The organism is Embleya sp. NPDC059213 (genome assembly GCF_042754445.1).
Classification (GTDB): Bacteria; Actinomycetota; Actinomycetes; order Streptomycetales; family Streptomycetaceae; genus Embleya.
This window is the reverse complement of the sequence record NZ_JBHZAV010000002.1, coordinates 78,223-94,587: the sequence shown is the minus strand read 5'-3', so window position 1 is coordinate 94,587 and position 16,365 is coordinate 78,223. Positions and strand designations below refer to the sequence as shown.

The window sequence follows — 16,365 nt, the reverse complement described above, 5'->3', positions numbered from 1 at the left end:
CAACTACCGTGTGGTACACGAGACCTGACGCACGGTCATATTTGGTCAATGCTACGCGCAAAGATTCCGCATAGTGATCAGAACCAGTCGGGACACCACGGTTCACGCGCAGTGCGCAACAATGCCTCGGCACGCTCCGCCGCACCCGGCGTGCGCTCGGAGATCCGACCGGCCGCCGCGAGCCGCACCGGCGAGCCCGAGCCCAGATAGAGCGCACCCAGCGTGGCGACGTCCAGGGCCAGATCCGCGGGATCCCCGGTCGGCACGCAACGCGCCTGCTCGGCCGCGCCGTCGATGGCGAACCGACCCGCCGCGTGGCCCAGGTCGTCGTGCACCTCGACCACGAGCCGATCGCGCGTGCCGTAGGTGCGCGCCGAGAACGCGGCCGGCGCGTCCAGGATCCGCGCCCACACGAAGTCGCGGCGCGTCTGCGTGGTGATCGCCCGCGGGTCCCGCACGAGCAGCGGCAACAACTCGTCGGGACTGCGATCCGGCCCCTCGACCCGGTTGACGTAGTCGACGTTCACGCAGAATCGCCACAGCGCGATCTCGGCCGCCGGGGTGAGCGCGAGCAACGAGTCCACGGTCAGCGTGACCTTGGGTACGAACTCCTCCCAGTGGTCGTCGGTACGGTAGCCCACCATCCCGGTCACCTTGCCGGACGGATCGCGGTACACCGCGTAGAAGCGGCCCGGCACCGGATTGATCGGCGACGGCTCCAGCCCGGTGTACAACCGCCACCACAGCGGGGTGCGCTCGATCGCCCCGGCCCGCATCGGGCGGAACTCCTCGTGCAGCGGCGGACCCAGCTCGATCACCTCCTCGGGGGTGATCAGCTCGATCCGGGCGCCGGGCTCGACCGGCGCGTCCGGCACGAAGTCGGTGCGCAACGTGTCCAGGCTGAACTTTTGATAGTCGGTGGCCACGCCGAAGCCGAACCGGCCGTATATCCGGTACTCGGCGGCGATCAGGATGGCCAGCGCCTCGCCGCGCGCGGCGGCGTCCGCCAGATCCAGGTGCATCATCTCGGTGAGCAGGCCCCGCCGGCGGTGGGTCGCCGAGACGGTGACGTTGGTGATCGCCGACGCCGGCACGATCGCCCCGCCGGGCACGGTCAGACCGGTGGCGAAGCTACGGAAGGTACCGACACAACGATCGCCGTCGTAGGCGCCGCGCGTCCGGGAGAAGTCGACCCGTTGGCGCCAGTGCGCGAGCCGCTCCTCCCGGTTGTCCTTGTTGTCGTCGGGGACTCGGAGAAACCCGATGCCAAGGGCGGCGGTCCACGGGATGATGTCTTCCTCGCCGATCGTGCGGATGTCCACTGCTGTGGTTCCTTCCTCGCGTGCGCGGCCTTCCTCCGAACACGGACGAAGGCGCCGACCCGGAGACCCTATGTCTCGCGGTTCGACGCCTTCGAGTGGTTTTCGGCGGCGCGACGCCGGGCCCGATCCCGGTCAGGACACGAGTATGTCCACCGACAGGCCGGCGTCGGTGCCGGGCATGCCCAGTTCGCCCGCCCGCTTGTCGGCCATCGCCAGCAGTCGCCGGATCCGACCCGCGACCGCGTCCTTGGTCAGCGGCGGCTCGGCCAGCCCGCCCAGCTCCTCCAGGGACGCCTGCTTGTGGTCCAGGCGCAGCTTGCCGGCCGCGGCCAGATGCTCCGGGACCTCTTCGCCGAGGATCTCCAGGGCCCGCTGCACGCGCGCGCCCGCCGCCACGGCCGCGCGGGCCGAGCGGCGCAGGTTCGCGTCGTCGAAGTTGGCCAGCCGGTTCGCGGTGGCCCGCACCTCGCGGCGCATCCGCCGCTCCTCCCAGGCCAGCACGCTCTCGTGCGCGCCCAGCCGGGTGAGCAGCGCGCCGATCGCGTCGCCGTCGCGGACCACCACCCGGTCCACCCCGCGCACCTCGCGCGACTTGGCCGCCAGGCCCAGCCGACGGGCCGCGCCGACCAGCGCGAGCGCCGCCTCCGAACCGGGGCAGGTCACCTCCAGGGCGGAGGAGCGACCGGGCTCGGTGAGCGAACCGTGCGCCAGGAACGCGCCGCGCCAGGCGGCCTCCGCATCGCACGTCGCGCCGGAGACGACCTGCGGCGGGAGGCCCCGCACCGGCCGGCCGCGCGCGTCCAGCAAGCCGGTCTGCCGGGCCAACTGGTCGCCGCCGACGGCGACCCGCACCACGTAGCGGCTGCCTCTGCGCAGCCCGCCGGGGGCCACCACCACCAGGTCCGAGCTGTGCCCGTAGACCTCCAGGATGTCCTTGCGCAGGCGGCGCGCGGCCATCGCCGTGTCCAACTCCGCCTCGATGACGATTCGCCCGCCCACGATGTGCAGTCCGCCCGCGAAGCGCAAGAGCGCGGAGACCTCCGCCTTGCGACAGCACGACCGGGTGACCGGGAGGCGGCTGAGCTCGTCCTTCACTGCTGCCGTCATCGCCATGGAGCGATCCTTTCACGATCGACGAAGATCCGGCCGTAGGCTGCGGCCAACCGTTCCGGGTCGTGTCGCGGGGTGCCGTCGACCGCCGAAACGGGGGCCAGGTGCACGTGTCCACCGAGCGCCGCCGTGGCCCGTTCCAGGCCCGGTACATCCTCCACACGGTCGCGGTCGCCGAGGACGATGTCAAAGGTCAGCCCGGGAGCATGGGCGGCCAGCACCTCCAGGTGCTGCTGCGGCGAGAAACCCGCCGTCTCGCCCGGCTGCGGGGCCAGATTCAACGCGAGCAGCCGCCGGGCCTTGGTCTCCACCAAAGCGGTCGCCAACTCGGGAACGAGCAGGTGGGGCAACACCGAGGTGAACCAGGAGCCGGGCCCGACAACCACCCAATCGGCGTCACGCACCGCCGCGACCGCCTCCGGCACGGCGGGCGGATCCGCCGGCAGCAGCCGGATCCCGTGCACGTCGCCCGGGGTCACCGCGACCTGCGCCTGGCCGCGCACCACGGACATCTCGTCCGGCCGGGCCGGGTCGTGCCCGGCCACGTCCGCCTCGATGTCCAGCGGGACCGCCGACATCGGCAACACCCGCCCGTGCGCGCCGAGCAGCCGACCCATCCAGTCCAGGGCCGCGATCGGATCGTCCATCAGTTCCCACAGGCCGACCAGGAGCAGGTTGCCCACCGCGTGCCCGTTCAGCTCGCCCTCGCGGCGGAAACGGTGCTGGATGACCCGACTCCAGGTCACCCCCCACTCGTCGTCGCCGCACAGCGCGGCCAGCGCCATCCGCAGATCGCCGGGCGGCAACACGCCCAGGTCCTTGCGCAGCCGCCCGCTGGAGCCCCCGTCGTCGGCGACCGTGACGATCGCCGTCAGATCGTCGGTGAGCCGGCGCAGTGCCGCCAGCGAGGCCGAGAGCCCGTGTCCGCCGCCCAACGCGACCACCTTGGGGCCGCTCATTCCCTGCCCATGTCGCGGTGCACGAGCACGGTGTCCAGGCCGTCCTCGGTAAGCCGGCGGGCCAGTCGTTCGGCCATCGCCACACTGCGGTGCTTGCCACCGGTACAGCCCACCGCGAGCGTCACGAAGCGCTTGCCCTCGCGCCGGTAGCCCTCGGTGACGATGCGCAGCAGCTCGGCGTACCGGTCCAGGAACTCCTTGGCGCCGGGCTGGTCGAACACATAGCGGCTGACCGCCTCGTCCATGCCGGTGTGCGGGCGCAGCTCCGGGATCCAGTGCGGGTTGGGCAGGAAGCGACAGTCGACGACCAGGTCGGCGTCCACCGGCAGGCCGTACTTGAAGCCGAACGACATCACCGTGGCGCGCAGCTGCGGCTCACCGGAACCGGCGAACCGGTCGTCCATCTTCGCGCGGAGCTGGTGCACGTTGATGTCGGAGGTGTCGATCACCAGGTCGGCCTCGCCGCGCAGCTCGCGCAGCAGTTCGCGCTCGCGGGCGATGCCGTCCGGGATGCGCCCGTCGCCCTGGAGCGGGTGCGGTCGGCGCACTCCCTCGAAACGCCGCACCAGCACGTCGTCGGAGGCTTCCAGGAAGACGATCCGACGCACCACGCCGGCCGCGTCCAGCTCGCTCAGCGCCGAGCGCAGATCGTCGAAGAAGGTCCGGCCGCGCACGTCGACGACGACCGCTATCCGCGCCACCGCCCCCTGCGTGCGGGCGCCGAGGTCGACCATCGCCGGGATCAGCGACGGCGGCAGGTTGTCCACCACGAACCAGCCGAGGTCCTCCATGCCCTTGGCGGCGGTGCTGCGACCGGCGCCGGACATGCCGGAGATGATCACCAACTCCGGAGTGCCCTCGACCGCCGTGCTCGTGATCTCGGTACTCATGCGTCCCCCCGGTGCGTGGCACACCTACGGCTGGGCGAGTTCAACGCTTCCTCCTGCTGGTTCCTGCCTCGGGGGTACAACCGGGACCGCCTCGTCGGCGTCGACGGCCTCCTCCCGCACAACGTCGGCGTCGTCTTCAATGATCTCGCCCGTGGCGGTGTTCACCGCCGGGGCCGAGGGCGCCCGGGTGGCGAGCGCCGCCACGATCGCCGCCGCGGTGGCCCGACCGATGCCGGGCACCTCGGTGATCTGTTCGATGCCGGCGGCGCGCAGTCGCTTGAGCGAGCCGAAGTGGGCGAGCACCGCCTTGCGGCGGGTCGCGCCCAGCCCGGGGACGTCGTCCAGCGCACTGGCCGTCATCGTCTTGGACCGCTTGGACCGGTGATAGGTGATCGCGAAGCGGTGTGCCTCGTCCCGGATGCGCTGGAGCATCAACAGCGCCTCGCCGCTGCTGCGCGGGAGCACCACCGGGTCGTCCTCGCCGGGCACCCACACCTCTTCGAGCCGCTTGGCCAGCCCGCACACGGTGACGTCGACCACGCCCGCCTCCTCCAGGGCCCGCACCGCGGCGGCCACCTGGGGTTGACCGCCGTCGACCACGATCAACTGCGGCGGGTAGGCGAAGCGCTTGGGCCGACCGGTCTCCGGGTCGATCGGGCCGCCGTTCCGCGCCGCGTCCGCGTCGTCGTCGCCGACCGCGGCCGCATCGGCGTCGGCCACCGCGTCGCGCGCGAGATCCGCCTTGTACCGCCGAAACCGCCGGGTCAGCACCTCGTGCATCGCCCTCGGGTCGTCCTGGCCCTCGAAGGTCTTGATCGCGAACCGCCGATATTCACTCTTACGGGGCAGCCCGTCCTCGAAGACCACCATCGAGGCGACCACCTCGGTGCCCTGCAGATGGGAGATGTCGAAGCACTCGATGCGCAGCGGCGCGGTGTCCATCTCCAGCGCCTCGGCCAGTTGCTGGAGTGCGAGCGAACGGGCGGTCAGGTCGCCGGCCCGGCGCAGCTTGTGCAGGTTCAGCGCCTGTGCGGCGTTGCGTTGCACGGTCTCCTGGAGCGACTTCTTGTCGCCGCGCTGCGGCACCCGCAGTTCCACCCTGGCGCCGCGCAGCTCGCACAACCACTGGGTCAGCGCCGCGGTGTCCGCGGGCAGCGCGGGCACCAGCACCTCGCGCGGCACGGCCTCGCCGCGCTGCTCGCCGTAGAGCTGCTGGAGGAAGTGTTCGACCAGGTCGGCGGTGTCCACGTCCTCGACCCGCTCGGTGACCCAGCCGCGCTGACCGCGCACCCGGCCGCCGCGCACGTGGAAGATCTGGACGGCGACCTCCAACTCGTCCTCGGCCAGCGCGATCACATCCGCGTCGGTGCCGTCGCCGAAGACGATCGCGTTCTTCTCCAGGGCCCGGGTGAGCGCCGTTATGTCGTCCCGCAGTCGGGCCGCCTTCTCGTACTCCATCGCCTGCGCGGCCTGCTTCATCTCGCGCTCGACCCGCTTGATGTAGGGCCCGGTGCGGCCGGCCATGAACTCGCAGAAGTCCTCGGCGAGCGCCCGATGGTCCTCGGCGGAGATCTTGCCGGTGCACGGCGCCGCGCACTTGCCGATGTAGCCGAGCAGGCACGGGCGGCCGACCTGGCGGGCGTTCTTGAACACACCGGCCGAACACGTGCGCACCGGGAACACCCGCAGCAGCAGGTCGAGCGTCTCGCGAATGGCCCACGCGTGCCCGTAGGGCCCGAAGTAGCGCACTCCCTTGCGGTGCGGGCCGCGCATCACCTGGGCCCGGGGATACTCCTCGTTCAGCGTCACCGCGAGCGAGGGATAGCTCTTGTCGTCGCGGTATTTGACGTTGAAGCGCGGGTCGAACTCCTTGATCCAGGAGTACTCCAACTGGAGCGCCTCGACCTCGGTGCCGACCACGGTCCAGTCCACCGCGGCGGCGGTGGTGACCATGCTCTGGGTGCGCGGGTGCAGGTTGGCCAGGTCCTGGAAGTAGGACGAGAGCCGAGCGCGCAGGTTCTTCGCCTTGCCGACGTAGACGACGCGCCCGTGCTCGTCGCTGAACCGGTACACACCGGGCGACGTCGGGATCTGGCCGGGCGCGGGCCGGTACGACGACGGGTCCATTTCTCCACCCTATGTGCTGGCTCCAACAGATTTTTGCGGTCAACCCACCACGATTTCGCCGTTCGCGACCGTGACCGGCAGCGGCGTCAGGCCGCGCTTCGCGGGTCGGCGTACGACGGAACCGTCGTTCATCGAGAACTGGCTGCCGTGGCACTGGCACTGGATGACACCCTGGTCGACCTTGGTGACCAGACACCCCTGGTGCGGACAACGCGCGTCGAACGCCTTGTAATCGTCCTTCGCCGGTTGGGTCACCACGATCGAGGTGTCGGTGTAGACCTTGCCCTTGCCGACCGTCACGTCCTCGGAGCGACCCACCGTGACCGGGCCGTCGAGCAGTTTCTTCTCGTGCGGCGACGCGGGCTGGTTGTCCGCGGTGCACGCCGTCATGGCGAGCCCGGCGGCGCCGACCGCGCCGACCACTGCGGCTGTGCGCAGCAGCGTGCGCCGGTCCGGCCCGTGCTCGGCCGCCGCCGGGTCGGGCGCGGTCTCGGGTCGGGGCTGCTGCTGCGGGGTCATCCGGGATCTCCTTGTGAACGGTGACGCCGGTGGCGTGCCCCGTTCGGGGCACGCCACCGTGAGGCCGGTCAATCCTCGCACCCGGCCCGAAGGCCGCTCACGTCACCGTCGGTCGTACAGCACGTCCTGGAGGAACTTGCCGGTGTGGCTGCCGGGCACCTCGGCGACCTCCTCGGGAGTGCCCTCCGCGACCACCAGACCACCGCCGCTGCCGCCCTCGGGGCCCAGGTCGACCACCCAGTCGGCGGTCTTGATCACGTCGAGGTTGTGCTCGATCACGATCACCGTGTTGCCCTTGTCGACCAGGCTGGTGAGCACACCCAGGAGCCGACGGATGTCCTCGAAGTGCAGACCGGTGGTCGGCTCGTCGAGCACGTAGACCGTCTTGCCGGTGGAACGGCGCTGCAGTTCGGAGGCGAGCTTGACGCGCTGCGCCTCGCCACCGGACAGCGTGGTCGCGGGCTGGCCCAGCCGCACGTAACCCAGACCGACGTCGTTGAGGGTGCGCAGGTGCCGGGCGATCGCGGGGACCGCCTCGAAGAAGGCCAGGCCCTCCTCGATCGGCATGTCGAGCACCTCGGAGATGTTCTTGCCCTTGAAGTGCACCTCCAGGGTCTCCCGGTTGTACCGCGCGCCGTGGCAGACCTCGCACGGCACGTAGACGTCCGGCAGGAAGTTCATCTCGATCTTGATCGTGCCGTCGCCCGAGCAGTTCTCGCAGCGACCGCCCTTGACGTTGAACGAGAACCGGCCCGGCAGGTAGCCGCGCACCTTGGCCTCGGTGGTCTCCGCGAACAACTTGCGCACGTGGTCGAACACGCCGGTGTAGGTGGCCGGGTTCGAGCGCGGGGTGCGCCCGATCGGGCCCTGGTCCACGTGCACGACCTTGTCCACCAGCTCGGTCCCGGTGATCCGGGTGTGCCGGCCGGGCACCAGGCGGGCGCCGTTGAGCTCGCGGGCCAGGTGCGTGTACAGGATGTCGTTGACCAGGGTCGACTTGCCCGAGCCGGACACGCCGGTGACCGCGGTGAACACGCCGAGCGGGAAGGCCACGCCGACGTCGCGCAGGTTGTTCTCCCGGGCGCCGTGCACGACCAGGCGACGCTTCTTGTCCGGCACCCGACGCTCGGTGGGCGTGGCGATCGACTTGCGGCCGGAGAGGTAGTCGCCGGTCGCCGAACGCTTGTTCTTGAGCAGTTCCTTGTAGCTGCCCGAGTGCACCACCTCGCCGCCGTGCTCGCCCGCGCCGGGACCGATGTCCACGACCCAGTCGGCGACCCGGATGGTGTCCTCGTCGTGCTCGACCACGATCAGCGTGTTGCCCATGTCGCGCAGCCGGACCAGGGTCTCGATCAGCCGGTGGTTGTCCCGCTGGTGCAGGCCGATGGACGGCTCGTCGAGCACGTAGAGCACGCCGACCAGACCGGAGCCGATCTGGGTGGCGAGCCGGATGCGCTGCGCCTCGCCGCCGGACAGGGTGCCGGCGGCCCGACTCAGCGAGAGGTAGTCCAGGCCGACGTCGACCAGGAACTTCAGCCGCTCGTTGACCTCCTTGAGCACCCGCTCGGCGATCTTCTTCTCGCGCGCCACCAGCTTGATCCGGCCGAGGAAGTCGGCGCAGTCGCTGATCGACATCGACGCGACGTCGGCGATCGACTTGTCCGCGATGGTCACCGCGAGCACGATCGGCTTGAGCCGGGCACCGTGACACGTGGCACACGGCACCTCGCGCATGTAGCCCTCGAAGCGCTCGCGACTGGTGTCGGTCTCCGCCTCGGAGTGCCGGCGCACGATGTAGGGCAGCGCGCCCTCGAAGGACGTGTAGTACGAGCGCTCGCGGCCGTAGCGGTTCTTGTACTTGACGTGGATCTGCGTCTTGTGGCCGTTCAGCAGCGCCTTCTTGGCCCGCTGCGGCAGGCCGTCCCAGGCGATGTCGGTCCGAAAGCCCATCTCCTCCGCGACGGCGGCCACCAGCCGGCCGAAGTACTCCGAGGCGTGTCCGCTCGACCACGGCGCGAGCGCGCCCTCGTCCAACGACTTCTGCCCGTCGGGCACCACCAGCTCCGGGTCGACCTCCATCCGGGTGCCGATGCCGGTGCAGTCCGGGCAGGCGCCGAACGGCGAGTTGAAGGAGAACGAGCGCGGCTCCAGCTCCTCGAACGACAGGTCGTCGTACGGGCAGTAGAGGTGCTCGGAGAACATCCGCTCGCGATTGGCGTCGTCCTCGGGCAGGTCGACGAAGTCCAGGATGACCATGCCGGAGCCGAGCGAGAGCGCGGTCTCCACCGAGTCGGTCAGTCGGCGCTTGGCCGAGGACTTGACGGTCAGGCGGTCGATGACCACCTCGATGGTGTGCTTCTCCTGCTTCTTGAGCTTGGGCGGGTCGGTGAGCTGGATCACCGCGCCGTCCACCCGGGCCCGGCTGTAGCCCTTGGACTGGAGTTCGGCGAACAGGTCGACGAACTCGCCCTTGCGCTCGCGCACGATCGGCGAGAGCACCTGGAAGCGGGTGCCCTCCTCCAACTCCAGCACCCGGTCGACCACCTGCTGCGGGCTCTGCCGGGCGATCGGACGGGCGCACTGCGGACAGTGCGGGTGACCGATCCGGGCGTAGAGCAGGCGCAGGTAGTCGTAGACCTCGGTGATCGTGCCGACCGTGGAGCGCGGGTTGCGGTTCGTCGACTTCTGGTCGATCGAGACCGCGGGCGACAGGCCCTCGATGAAGTCGACGTCGGGCTTGTCCATCTGCCCGAGGAACTGGCGCGCGTAGGACGACAGCGACTCGACGTAGCGGCGCTGTCCCTCCGCGAAGATCGTGTCGAACGCGAGCGAGGACTTCCCGGAGCCGGACAGGCCGGTGAAGACGATGAGCGCGTCGCGCGGTAGGTCGAGGGAGACGTCCTTGAGGTTGTGCTCGCGCGCGCCACGGACGATGAGACGGTCGGCCACTTGAGAATCGAAACCCTTCGACGACATGCCGCTGCGGCTGAATGATGTCGAGCTGATCGGTACGCGTCGACAGTGCGGATCGAGGCGGCGCGGATCGGGACCAAGCCGACCGAAGCCATGCCTCGCGCCATCGTAAGCAGCCTGCGGCAGGTTTTTGTTCCCCTTTGAGCCGCCAGGCTATCGCACATTCATTCGAACAAAACTTCCTCGGACCACTCTTCACTCGATCGTGTGAAGCTCCGGCCCGGGCACTCGGGCCGACTCGCGCCACTAAGGTGAAACCCCAAGACCTCGCCGCACCGGGACCCGTCTCGTCCCGCGGTTCGGCGGCGAGGGCGATCCGGGGGAGGTATGCGTGACCACGGACGGGTTCGACCCCGCCGCTCTGCTCGCGGAGATCAACGAAGCGACCGCGCAGGTATTGGCGACCGCGGAACGACTGACGCCCGAGCACCTGGCCGGTCCGTCGTTGCTGCCCGGGTGGAGCAGAGGCCATGTGCTGACCCACCTCGCGCGCAACGCGGACGCCCTGACCAACCTGCTGAACTGGGCCCGCACCGGGATCCCGACGCCGATGTACCCGCCGGGGGACGCCCGCGACCGGGCCATCGACGAGGGCGCCGGTCGACCGCCGCAGGAGCAGCTCACCGACCTCTACGACGCGTCCAACCGGTTCGCCCAGGCGTTCACCGCCATGACGCCGACCGCGTGGGGCGCCAAGGTCACCGCGCGCAACGCGGGCGAGATCGCCGCCACGACGCTGCCCGCCAAACGACTGCGCGAGCTGTACATCCACCACGTCGACCTGGACGCGGGCTGGACCCCGGCGCACTGGCCGACCGAGTACACCGAGCGTGAGCTGAACGAGGTGGCCGCCTCCTTCCGGGGTCGACCGGACTGCCCGCCGCTGCTGCTGCGCGACGACATCACCCACCGCGAGTCGTTGATCGGCCCGGAGGGCGTGGCTCCCGCCGCGGTCGTCTCCGGTCGCCGTCAGTCGCTGCTCGCGTGGCTGATCGGCCGGACCAACGGCGACGGCCTGACCGTCGAGCCGTTCGGCCGGCTGCCACCGCTGCCCGCGTGGATGTAACCGGCGGCGGCATCCGCCGGTCGGTAGCCGAGAGTGGCCGCGGCCGGGGAGGATGGCTCGTATGACGTATCACGGATCCGTGAAGGTCGGCGGCGCCCCGGCCGTGCGCGAGCTGGCCAATCTGATGATCACCAAGGTGGCCGTCGGGCCCTACGACAACGACGCCTACCTGCTCCGCTGCCGCGCCACCGATCAACAGTTGTTGATCGACGCGGCCAACGACGCCGGCACGCTGATCACCCTGGTGGGCGACGGCGGCCTGGCGAAGGTGGTCACCACGCATCGGCACCAGGACCACTGGCAGGCGCTCGCCGAAGTGGTCGCGCACACCGGCGCGACCACGCTGGCCGGGCGCGACGACGCCGAGGCCGTGCCGGTGCCCACCGACGTGCTCGTGGACGACGGCGACACGATCGCCTTCGGCGCGATCGAACTGCGGGCCATCCACCTGGTGGGCCACACCGAGGGCAGCATCGCGCTGCTGTACGACGACCCCAAGGGCCACCCGCACCTGTTCACCGGCGACTGCCTGTTCCCCGGCGGGGTGGGCAACACCTTCGGCGACCCGGCCGCGTTCGATCGGCTGATCGACGACGTCGAACACAAGCTCTTCGACCGGCTCCCGGACGAGACCTGGGTCTACCCGGGCCACGGCAACGACACCACCCTCGGCGCCGAGCGCCCCGCCCTGACCGAGTGGCGCGAACGCCGCTGGTGATTTCGCCGCCGAGCGACGGTCGGGTCAGGCCCGACCGGCGCTCGGCGCCGCCGCCCGACGCCGGGCCCGGTGCGCGGCCACGTTGGCGCGGTTGGCGCACGCGTCGGAGCAGTAGCGCTTGCGGCCGTTGCGCGAGGTGTCCGCGAACACCCGCTCGCAGTCGGTGGCCGCGCACACCCCGGACCGCCCCAGGCCGTAGTCGGCCACCAGGTTGGCCAACCCCACCGCGGTGTTGATCCGGATGCGCTGCACGAACGGCACCCCCGAGGGCGCGTGGTGCAGGTGCAGACCGCGGCCGTGATCCACCAGCCGCGGACGCACCTCGACCCGCGCCAGCAGCGCGTTGATCTGCGCCACGCCCGCCTCCAGGTCGCCGATCACGAAGAAGGCGCGCAGCTCGCCGGCCCACTCGACCAGGGGTTCCAGCTCCTCCCGCGTCAGATCCGCGACCAGGAACGAGAACGTGCTCAGCACCTCCCGCGCGGATTCCAGATCCGGCGGCACGCCGTCCGCGCCCGTCCACGCGTTGACCATCGCGACGGCAGCGCCGACGCCGTCACTACGGTAACCGTTGACTTCCATTGAACCCTTACCTAAGCTGCCGGATATGTAAGGAGCTACACCAGGACACCCATTACCCTATTCAACCTGGGGGCAACCCGATGTCTTCCCGGTGCGACGCCTGCGGACGGATCGAGGATCCGCGCATGACCGTACTGTCCCGACACTCCACATCCCAGGGCGAGATCGTCTACACCCGCTGCCTGTGCGGCAGCGTCGGTGTGCGTCTGCGGCCCACCACGACGCAGCGGCCCCCGCACGAGGTGCTCCTCGCCCAGGGGCCGCCGGCCGTACCGCTTCCGAACTAGACGCTCGCGTCCTTGTCGGCGGACGCCTCGGCCTCGGCCGCCGCGAGCTCGTCCTTCTTGTTCTTGCGCAGGCTCAGCACCGTGGTCACCGTCAGGGTCAACACGATCACGCCGAGCGAGAGCGGGATGCCGATCTCCGGCACGTGCACACCCTGACCGTGCAGCGCCTCGAAGATCAGCTTGATCCCGATGAAGCCGAGGATCACCGACAGGCCGTACGACAGGTAGACGAGCTTCTTGAGCAGCCCGCCGATCAGGAAGTAGAGCTGGCGCAGGCCCATCAGCGCGAACGCGTTCGCGGTGAAGACGATGTACGGCTCCTTGGTGAGGCCGAAGATCGCCGGGATGGAGTCCAGGGCGAACAGCACGTCGGTGGTGCCGACGGCGATCATCACGATCAACATCGGCGTGACGAGACGCTTGCCGTTCTCCTTCACCACGAGCTTCATGTCGCGGTAGCCGTCGGTGGTCGGCAACACCTTCTCGACCTTGCGCAGGAGGGCGTTCTCCTCGAACTCCTCCTCCTCGTCCGACTGGGCCTCCTTGATCAGCTTCCACGCGGTCCAGATCAGGAACGCGCCGAAGATGAAGAAGACCCACGAGAACGCGGCGACGACCGCGGCGCCGGCGGCGATGAAGATGCCGCGCAGCACCAGCGCGAGCAACACGCCGACCAGCAGCACCCGCTGCTGATACTGCGGCGGCACCGCGAACTTGCCCATGATCAGTACGAACACGAACAGGTTGTCGACACTCAGCGACTTCTCGGTGATGAAGCCGGCGAAGAACTCGCCGGCGGGTGCCGACCCGGAGAAGACCCACAGGCCGATTCCGAACAGCACGGCGAGGCCGACCCAGAAGACGCCCCAGAGGGACGCCTCCTTGAGGGTGACCTCGTGCGGCTTGCGATTGAGGAACAGATCGACTGCCACCAGTGCCAGCAGCACGACGATGGTCAGGATCCAGGCAACGGGTGAAACGTCCACTGCGCCTCCGGCAGACGTGGGGGGTCGCGTCATCGCCGGAGGGGGGATGTACCCCTCCGATTGCCTCCAGGATGCCAGAAGGTAAAGGAAAGACCAAGCGATCCTTTGCCAAACCCTGGTGACAGGCTGTCAGAAGACCTGCGGCGCCGGCCCGGTCGAAGTGCCCGGATACCCGTCAGATCCCCGGCGCGAACCCCCGGCGCGGCTTGAGTACGGGCGCGGGCAGCCGCTCCGGGGCCCGGGCGGGCGGCACCGGCAGCCCCAGACTGCGGGTACCCAGCCCCGCCAACAGCAGCGGCAGCAGCCGCGCGGTCACCCGGGCATCGGCCAGGGCCGCGTGCGCGTCGGGGAAGGTCAGCCCGAAGTGCGCACAACACGTCCCGAGCTTGTGGTCGGCCAACGGCAGCCCGGACGCCTTCGCCAGCTTCATCGTGCACAACGCAGGCAACGTCGGCGGCGCCAGGCCGGCCGCGACGAACTCGGCCTCCAGGAAGCGCTGTTCGAAGGACGCGTTGTGGGCGACCACCACCGCGTCCGCCAGCAACCCGGCCAACTCGCGGGCGATCTGCGCGAACCGGGGCGCGCCCACCACGTCGGCGGCGGTGATCCGGTGTACGTGGCTCGCGCCCACCGAACGCCCCGGATCCAGCAGCGTGGTCCACTCGCGCAGCACCTCGCCGGTGCCGCGGACGCGCACCACGCCGATCTCCACGATGCGATCCCCGCGCGCCGGCGAGAACCCCGTGGTCTCCAGGTCGACGACCGCGAATTCGGTCCGGGCAACCTCGGCGGGCACCCCGAGCGTGCGCACGGGATCGGCATAGGCGAACAAGGCGACATCCCTCTCCCCCGGCCGCCTTGGTCACGACCGACGGGGCGAGAGTCTATGACCCCCGCCCCGCCCGATTCACCGCATTGCCACAAACCACCCGCTTCGCCCCCACCCGGGCACCGGGCGGCGGCCCCGACAGCCACCCGAACAGCCCACGCCGGCCCGGCCCGCGTTCGAGGCCACCCGGCCGGCGGCCGAACCCCGCGCTCAGCGCCCGTCCGTGCCCGCGACCCAGGACAACAACTGCCGCGTGGCCTCCGCGCCGCCGGACGGCAGATCCGCCGTGTACACCCACGGCAGCCCGATCCACGGGTCCATGATGTGGTCCTCCGGAATCGCGGTGAGCCGCAACAACGAGCGCCACAACGGATCCAGCAACGGCCCGAACGACTCGGCGTCCCCACGCGAGCCCACCACGATCACGTGCACCCCGACCCTGGGGCCCTCCTCGACGATGTGCCGCAACTGCGCCGCACTGCGATCGTCGAAGCCGAACGGGAAGTCGTGCACGAGCACCAACTGTCGGGCCAGATCCAAATCGTCCGGCAGCGCGTCCACCGCGTCGTTGGCCACCGCCATCCGCACCAGCTCGATCCGGTCCAGGATCCGCCCCAGCAACGCGGACACGTCGGCCGCGTCGGTGGCCACCGGCCCCACCAGCAGCCCGGACGAGGCCAGCGGCTGCAACGGCGCGGCAGCCGTACCCTTGCCCGCCGGGTCGACCACGTGCACCTTGAACTCGCCCACCGGGAACGCCGCGAACATCCGCGCGGTCAACGACACCGCGAGCTCGTCGGCCCGCTCCGCGCCATTGCCCCGCTCGCCCTCCAGGCCACTGGCACCGGTGTCGATCCACAACCCGCGATCCATCGGCAGCCGCAACACCATCGGCACCCGCAACTCCGGCCGCTCCGGCAGATGCAGATCGCCGAGCCGAATCGCCGGCGCCCCGTCCTCCGGCGCCTGCCACCCGGCCCACGACGTGCTGTCCCAACGCGCCATCACCGGCGGCAGGTTCGGCTCCAACTGCTCGACCTCGCCGACCAACTGCGCGGTGTCCCGATCGAGCACGGCCTTGGCCTGCTCGGCCAACGCCCGGTGCCGGTCGCGCGCGGTGTCCTGCGCGGCGAGCCCTGCGGGCGAGAAGCGCGCGGCGGGGTCGCTCAGGACCCCCTCCAACTCCTTGTCCAACCGACCGTCGGCGTACTCGATCGCCGACCGGTAGGCGGCGGCCGATCGCGCCGCGTCCTCGAACACGCCCCAGACCTGCTCGTACAGCTTCTCCACCTCGCGCCGCGCCGCCCGCTGCGCGGCCTCGCGCTCGACGTCCGGCGGGGCCGCGGCCCACGCCATGCCGCCGTTTTGATCCACCCGCGGCGCGGTGCCCGGCTCGCGCGGCTCGGTGGGCGCGTTCGCGGCGCTGAACGGCGCGGCGGCCGGTCCGCCGAGCGCGGTGCGCGCCCGGTCCACCACCCGCGCCCGGTTCTGCACGCCGACGTCCTTGAGCAGCGCCTCCAGGCCGGCCTCGTAGCCCTGCCCCACGGCGCGCACCTTCCACGCACCCTGGCGTCGATACAGCTCCACGGTCTGCAACGCGCGCTCGCTGCCCAGATCGGTGATCCGGAACGTGGCCAGGTCCTCCCCGGCCGCCCGCACGGTCACCACCGGCGCCGCGACCACGCCGAACCGGTCCACCCCGCCGCCCTCCAGCGAGGCGCCGACCAGCACCCGCTCGATCTCGGCGGGCAGCCGGTCCAGCTCGAAGGTCGCACCGGCCTGACGGATGGTCGCCCCGACGGTGTCGCCACCGCCGCGCTGGATCACGTCGTCGTCGTCGCGGACCCGATCGTCGGCCCCCACCAGGGTCACCACCAGCTCGACCGGGCATTGTGCCGCGATCTCGACCTCCACCCGGGTGTCGGGCAGCGCCAGGTTCTGACCCCGTACCAGTTCGGTGCTCACGTGCGTTCGTCCCCTCCCCGCCCCGCCGGGAC

At 70.6% G+C, this 16,365-nt stretch carries 14 protein-coding genes; 3 read left to right on the top strand and 11 right to left on the bottom strand.

Annotated features, from left to right (window positions below; genetic code table 11):
* Positions 1-77 precede the first annotated feature (77 nt).
* The 7 genes from ACFXMF_RS01245 to uvrA form a co-directional block, all read right to left on the bottom strand.
* Positions 78-1,322 carry a GNAT family N-acetyltransferase gene (locus ACFXMF_RS01245; RefSeq protein ID WP_360305222.1) on the bottom strand — a complete coding sequence of 415 codons (1,245 nt, stop codon included), beginning with the start codon at positions 1,320-1,322 and terminating at the stop codon, positions 78-80.
* Positions 1,323-1,454: 132 nt separating this feature from the next.
* Positions 1,455-2,435, bottom strand: coding sequence for a DNA-binding protein WhiA (gene whiA, locus ACFXMF_RS01240; protein ID WP_020553580.1), 981 nt, complete (start codon positions 2,433-2,435; stop codon positions 1,455-1,457).
* On the bottom strand, positions 2,426-3,391 hold the full coding sequence (yvcK, locus tag ACFXMF_RS01235) for a uridine diphosphate-N-acetylglucosamine-binding protein YvcK (protein WP_360305220.1): 966 nt from the start codon (positions 3,389-3,391) through the stop codon (positions 2,426-2,428). The genes whiA and yvcK overlap by 10 nt, the downstream gene beginning before the upstream one ends.
* A complete protein-coding gene (gene rapZ, locus ACFXMF_RS01230; protein WP_360305218.1) occupies positions 3,388-4,281 on the bottom strand; it encodes an RNase adapter RapZ in 894 nt (297 codons plus the stop codon). Before rapZ ends, yvcK begins: the two co-directional genes overlap by 4 nt.
* A 24-nt stretch (positions 4,282-4,305) precedes the next feature.
* Positions 4,306-6,408, bottom strand: a complete 2,103-nt coding sequence (gene uvrC, locus ACFXMF_RS01225; RefSeq protein ID WP_379988048.1) for an excinuclease ABC subunit UvrC — start codon at positions 6,406-6,408, stop codon at positions 4,306-4,308.
* 39 nt (positions 6,409-6,447) lie between these two features.
* Positions 6,448-6,927, bottom strand: a complete 480-nt coding sequence (locus ACFXMF_RS01220; RefSeq protein ID WP_360305214.1) for a Rieske (2Fe-2S) protein — start codon at positions 6,925-6,927, stop codon at positions 6,448-6,450.
* Positions 6,928-7,029: 102 nt separating this feature from the next.
* Complete coding sequence (uvrA, locus tag ACFXMF_RS01215; protein ID WP_379988049.1) at positions 7,030-9,876, bottom strand: excinuclease ABC subunit UvrA; 2,847 nt, start codon at positions 9,874-9,876, stop codon at positions 7,030-7,032.
* A gap of 355 nt (positions 9,877-10,231) precedes the next feature.
* Between uvrA and ACFXMF_RS01210 the strand changes: the two genes are divergently transcribed.
* Entirely contained in the window at positions 10,232-10,966 is a 735-nt protein-coding gene (locus ACFXMF_RS01210; protein ID WP_360305210.1) for a maleylpyruvate isomerase family mycothiol-dependent enzyme, read from the top strand.
* Between the two features lie 61 nt (positions 10,967-11,027).
* Positions 11,028-11,684: an MBL fold metallo-hydrolase gene (locus tag ACFXMF_RS01205; protein ID WP_360305208.1), complete on the top strand. Its 657-nt coding sequence runs from the start codon at positions 11,028-11,030 to the stop codon at positions 11,682-11,684.
* Positions 11,685-11,708: 24 nt separating this feature from the next.
* Here ACFXMF_RS01205 and ACFXMF_RS01200 read toward each other — a convergent pair whose 3' ends face one another.
* The gene (locus ACFXMF_RS01200; RefSeq protein WP_360305206.1) at positions 11,709-12,266 is read right to left on the bottom strand and encodes a CGNR zinc finger domain-containing protein; all 558 of its coding nucleotides are present in this window, start codon (positions 12,264-12,266) and stop codon (positions 11,709-11,711) included.
* Between the two features lie 125 nt (positions 12,267-12,391).
* Between ACFXMF_RS01200 and ACFXMF_RS01195 the strand changes: the two genes are divergently transcribed.
* A complete protein-coding gene (locus ACFXMF_RS01195) occupies positions 12,392-12,553 on the top strand; it encodes a hypothetical protein (protein ID WP_360305204.1) in 162 nt (53 codons plus the stop codon).
* On the opposite strand, the gene ACFXMF_RS01190 is transcribed toward ACFXMF_RS01195, so the two are convergent.
* From ACFXMF_RS01190 to ACFXMF_RS01180, 3 genes are all read right to left on the bottom strand, one after another.
* Positions 12,550-13,539 (bottom strand): TerC/Alx family metal homeostasis membrane protein, encoded by a 990-nt coding sequence (locus ACFXMF_RS01190; protein ID WP_360305202.1) that lies wholly within the window; start codon positions 13,537-13,539, stop codon positions 12,550-12,552. The genes ACFXMF_RS01195 and ACFXMF_RS01190 overlap by 4 nt on opposite strands.
* Before the next feature lie 175 nt (positions 13,540-13,714).
* Positions 13,715-14,371, bottom strand: a complete 657-nt coding sequence (locus ACFXMF_RS01185; RefSeq protein ID WP_360305200.1) for a 3'-5' exonuclease — start codon at positions 14,369-14,371, stop codon at positions 13,715-13,717.
* Positions 14,372-14,578: 207 nt separating this feature from the next.
* Complete coding sequence (locus ACFXMF_RS01180; protein WP_360305198.1) at positions 14,579-16,333, bottom strand: TerD family protein; 1,755 nt, start codon at positions 16,331-16,333, stop codon at positions 14,579-14,581.
* Between the last annotated feature and the right edge of the window lie 32 nt (positions 16,334-16,365).

Coding starts and splice junctions, on each gene's coding strand:
- rapZ (WP_360305218.1), bottom strand. CDS start 4,281: ATGAGTACCGAGATCACGAGCACGGCGGTCGAGGGCACTCCGGAGTTG.
- yvcK (WP_360305220.1), bottom strand. CDS start 3,391: ATGAGCGGCCCCAAGGTGGTCGCGTTGGGCGGCGGACACGGGCTCTCG.
- whiA (WP_020553580.1), bottom strand. CDS start 2,435: ATGGCGATGACGGCAGCAGTGAAGGACGAGCTCAGCCGCCTCCCGGTC.
- ACFXMF_RS01205 (WP_360305208.1), top strand. CDS start 11,028: ATGACGTATCACGGATCCGTGAAGGTCGGCGGCGCCCCGGCCGTGCGC.
- uvrC (WP_379988048.1), bottom strand. CDS start 6,408: ATGGACCCGTCGTCGTACCGGCCCGCGCCCGGCCAGATCCCGACGTCG.
- ACFXMF_RS01220 (WP_360305214.1), bottom strand. CDS start 6,927: ATGACCCCGCAGCAGCAGCCCCGACCCGAGACCGCGCCCGACCCGGCG.
- ACFXMF_RS01200 (WP_360305206.1), bottom strand. CDS start 12,266: ATGGAAGTCAACGGTTACCGTAGTGACGGCGTCGGCGCTGCCGTCGCG.
- ACFXMF_RS01195 (WP_360305204.1), top strand. CDS start 12,392: ATGACCGTACTGTCCCGACACTCCACATCCCAGGGCGAGATCGTCTAC.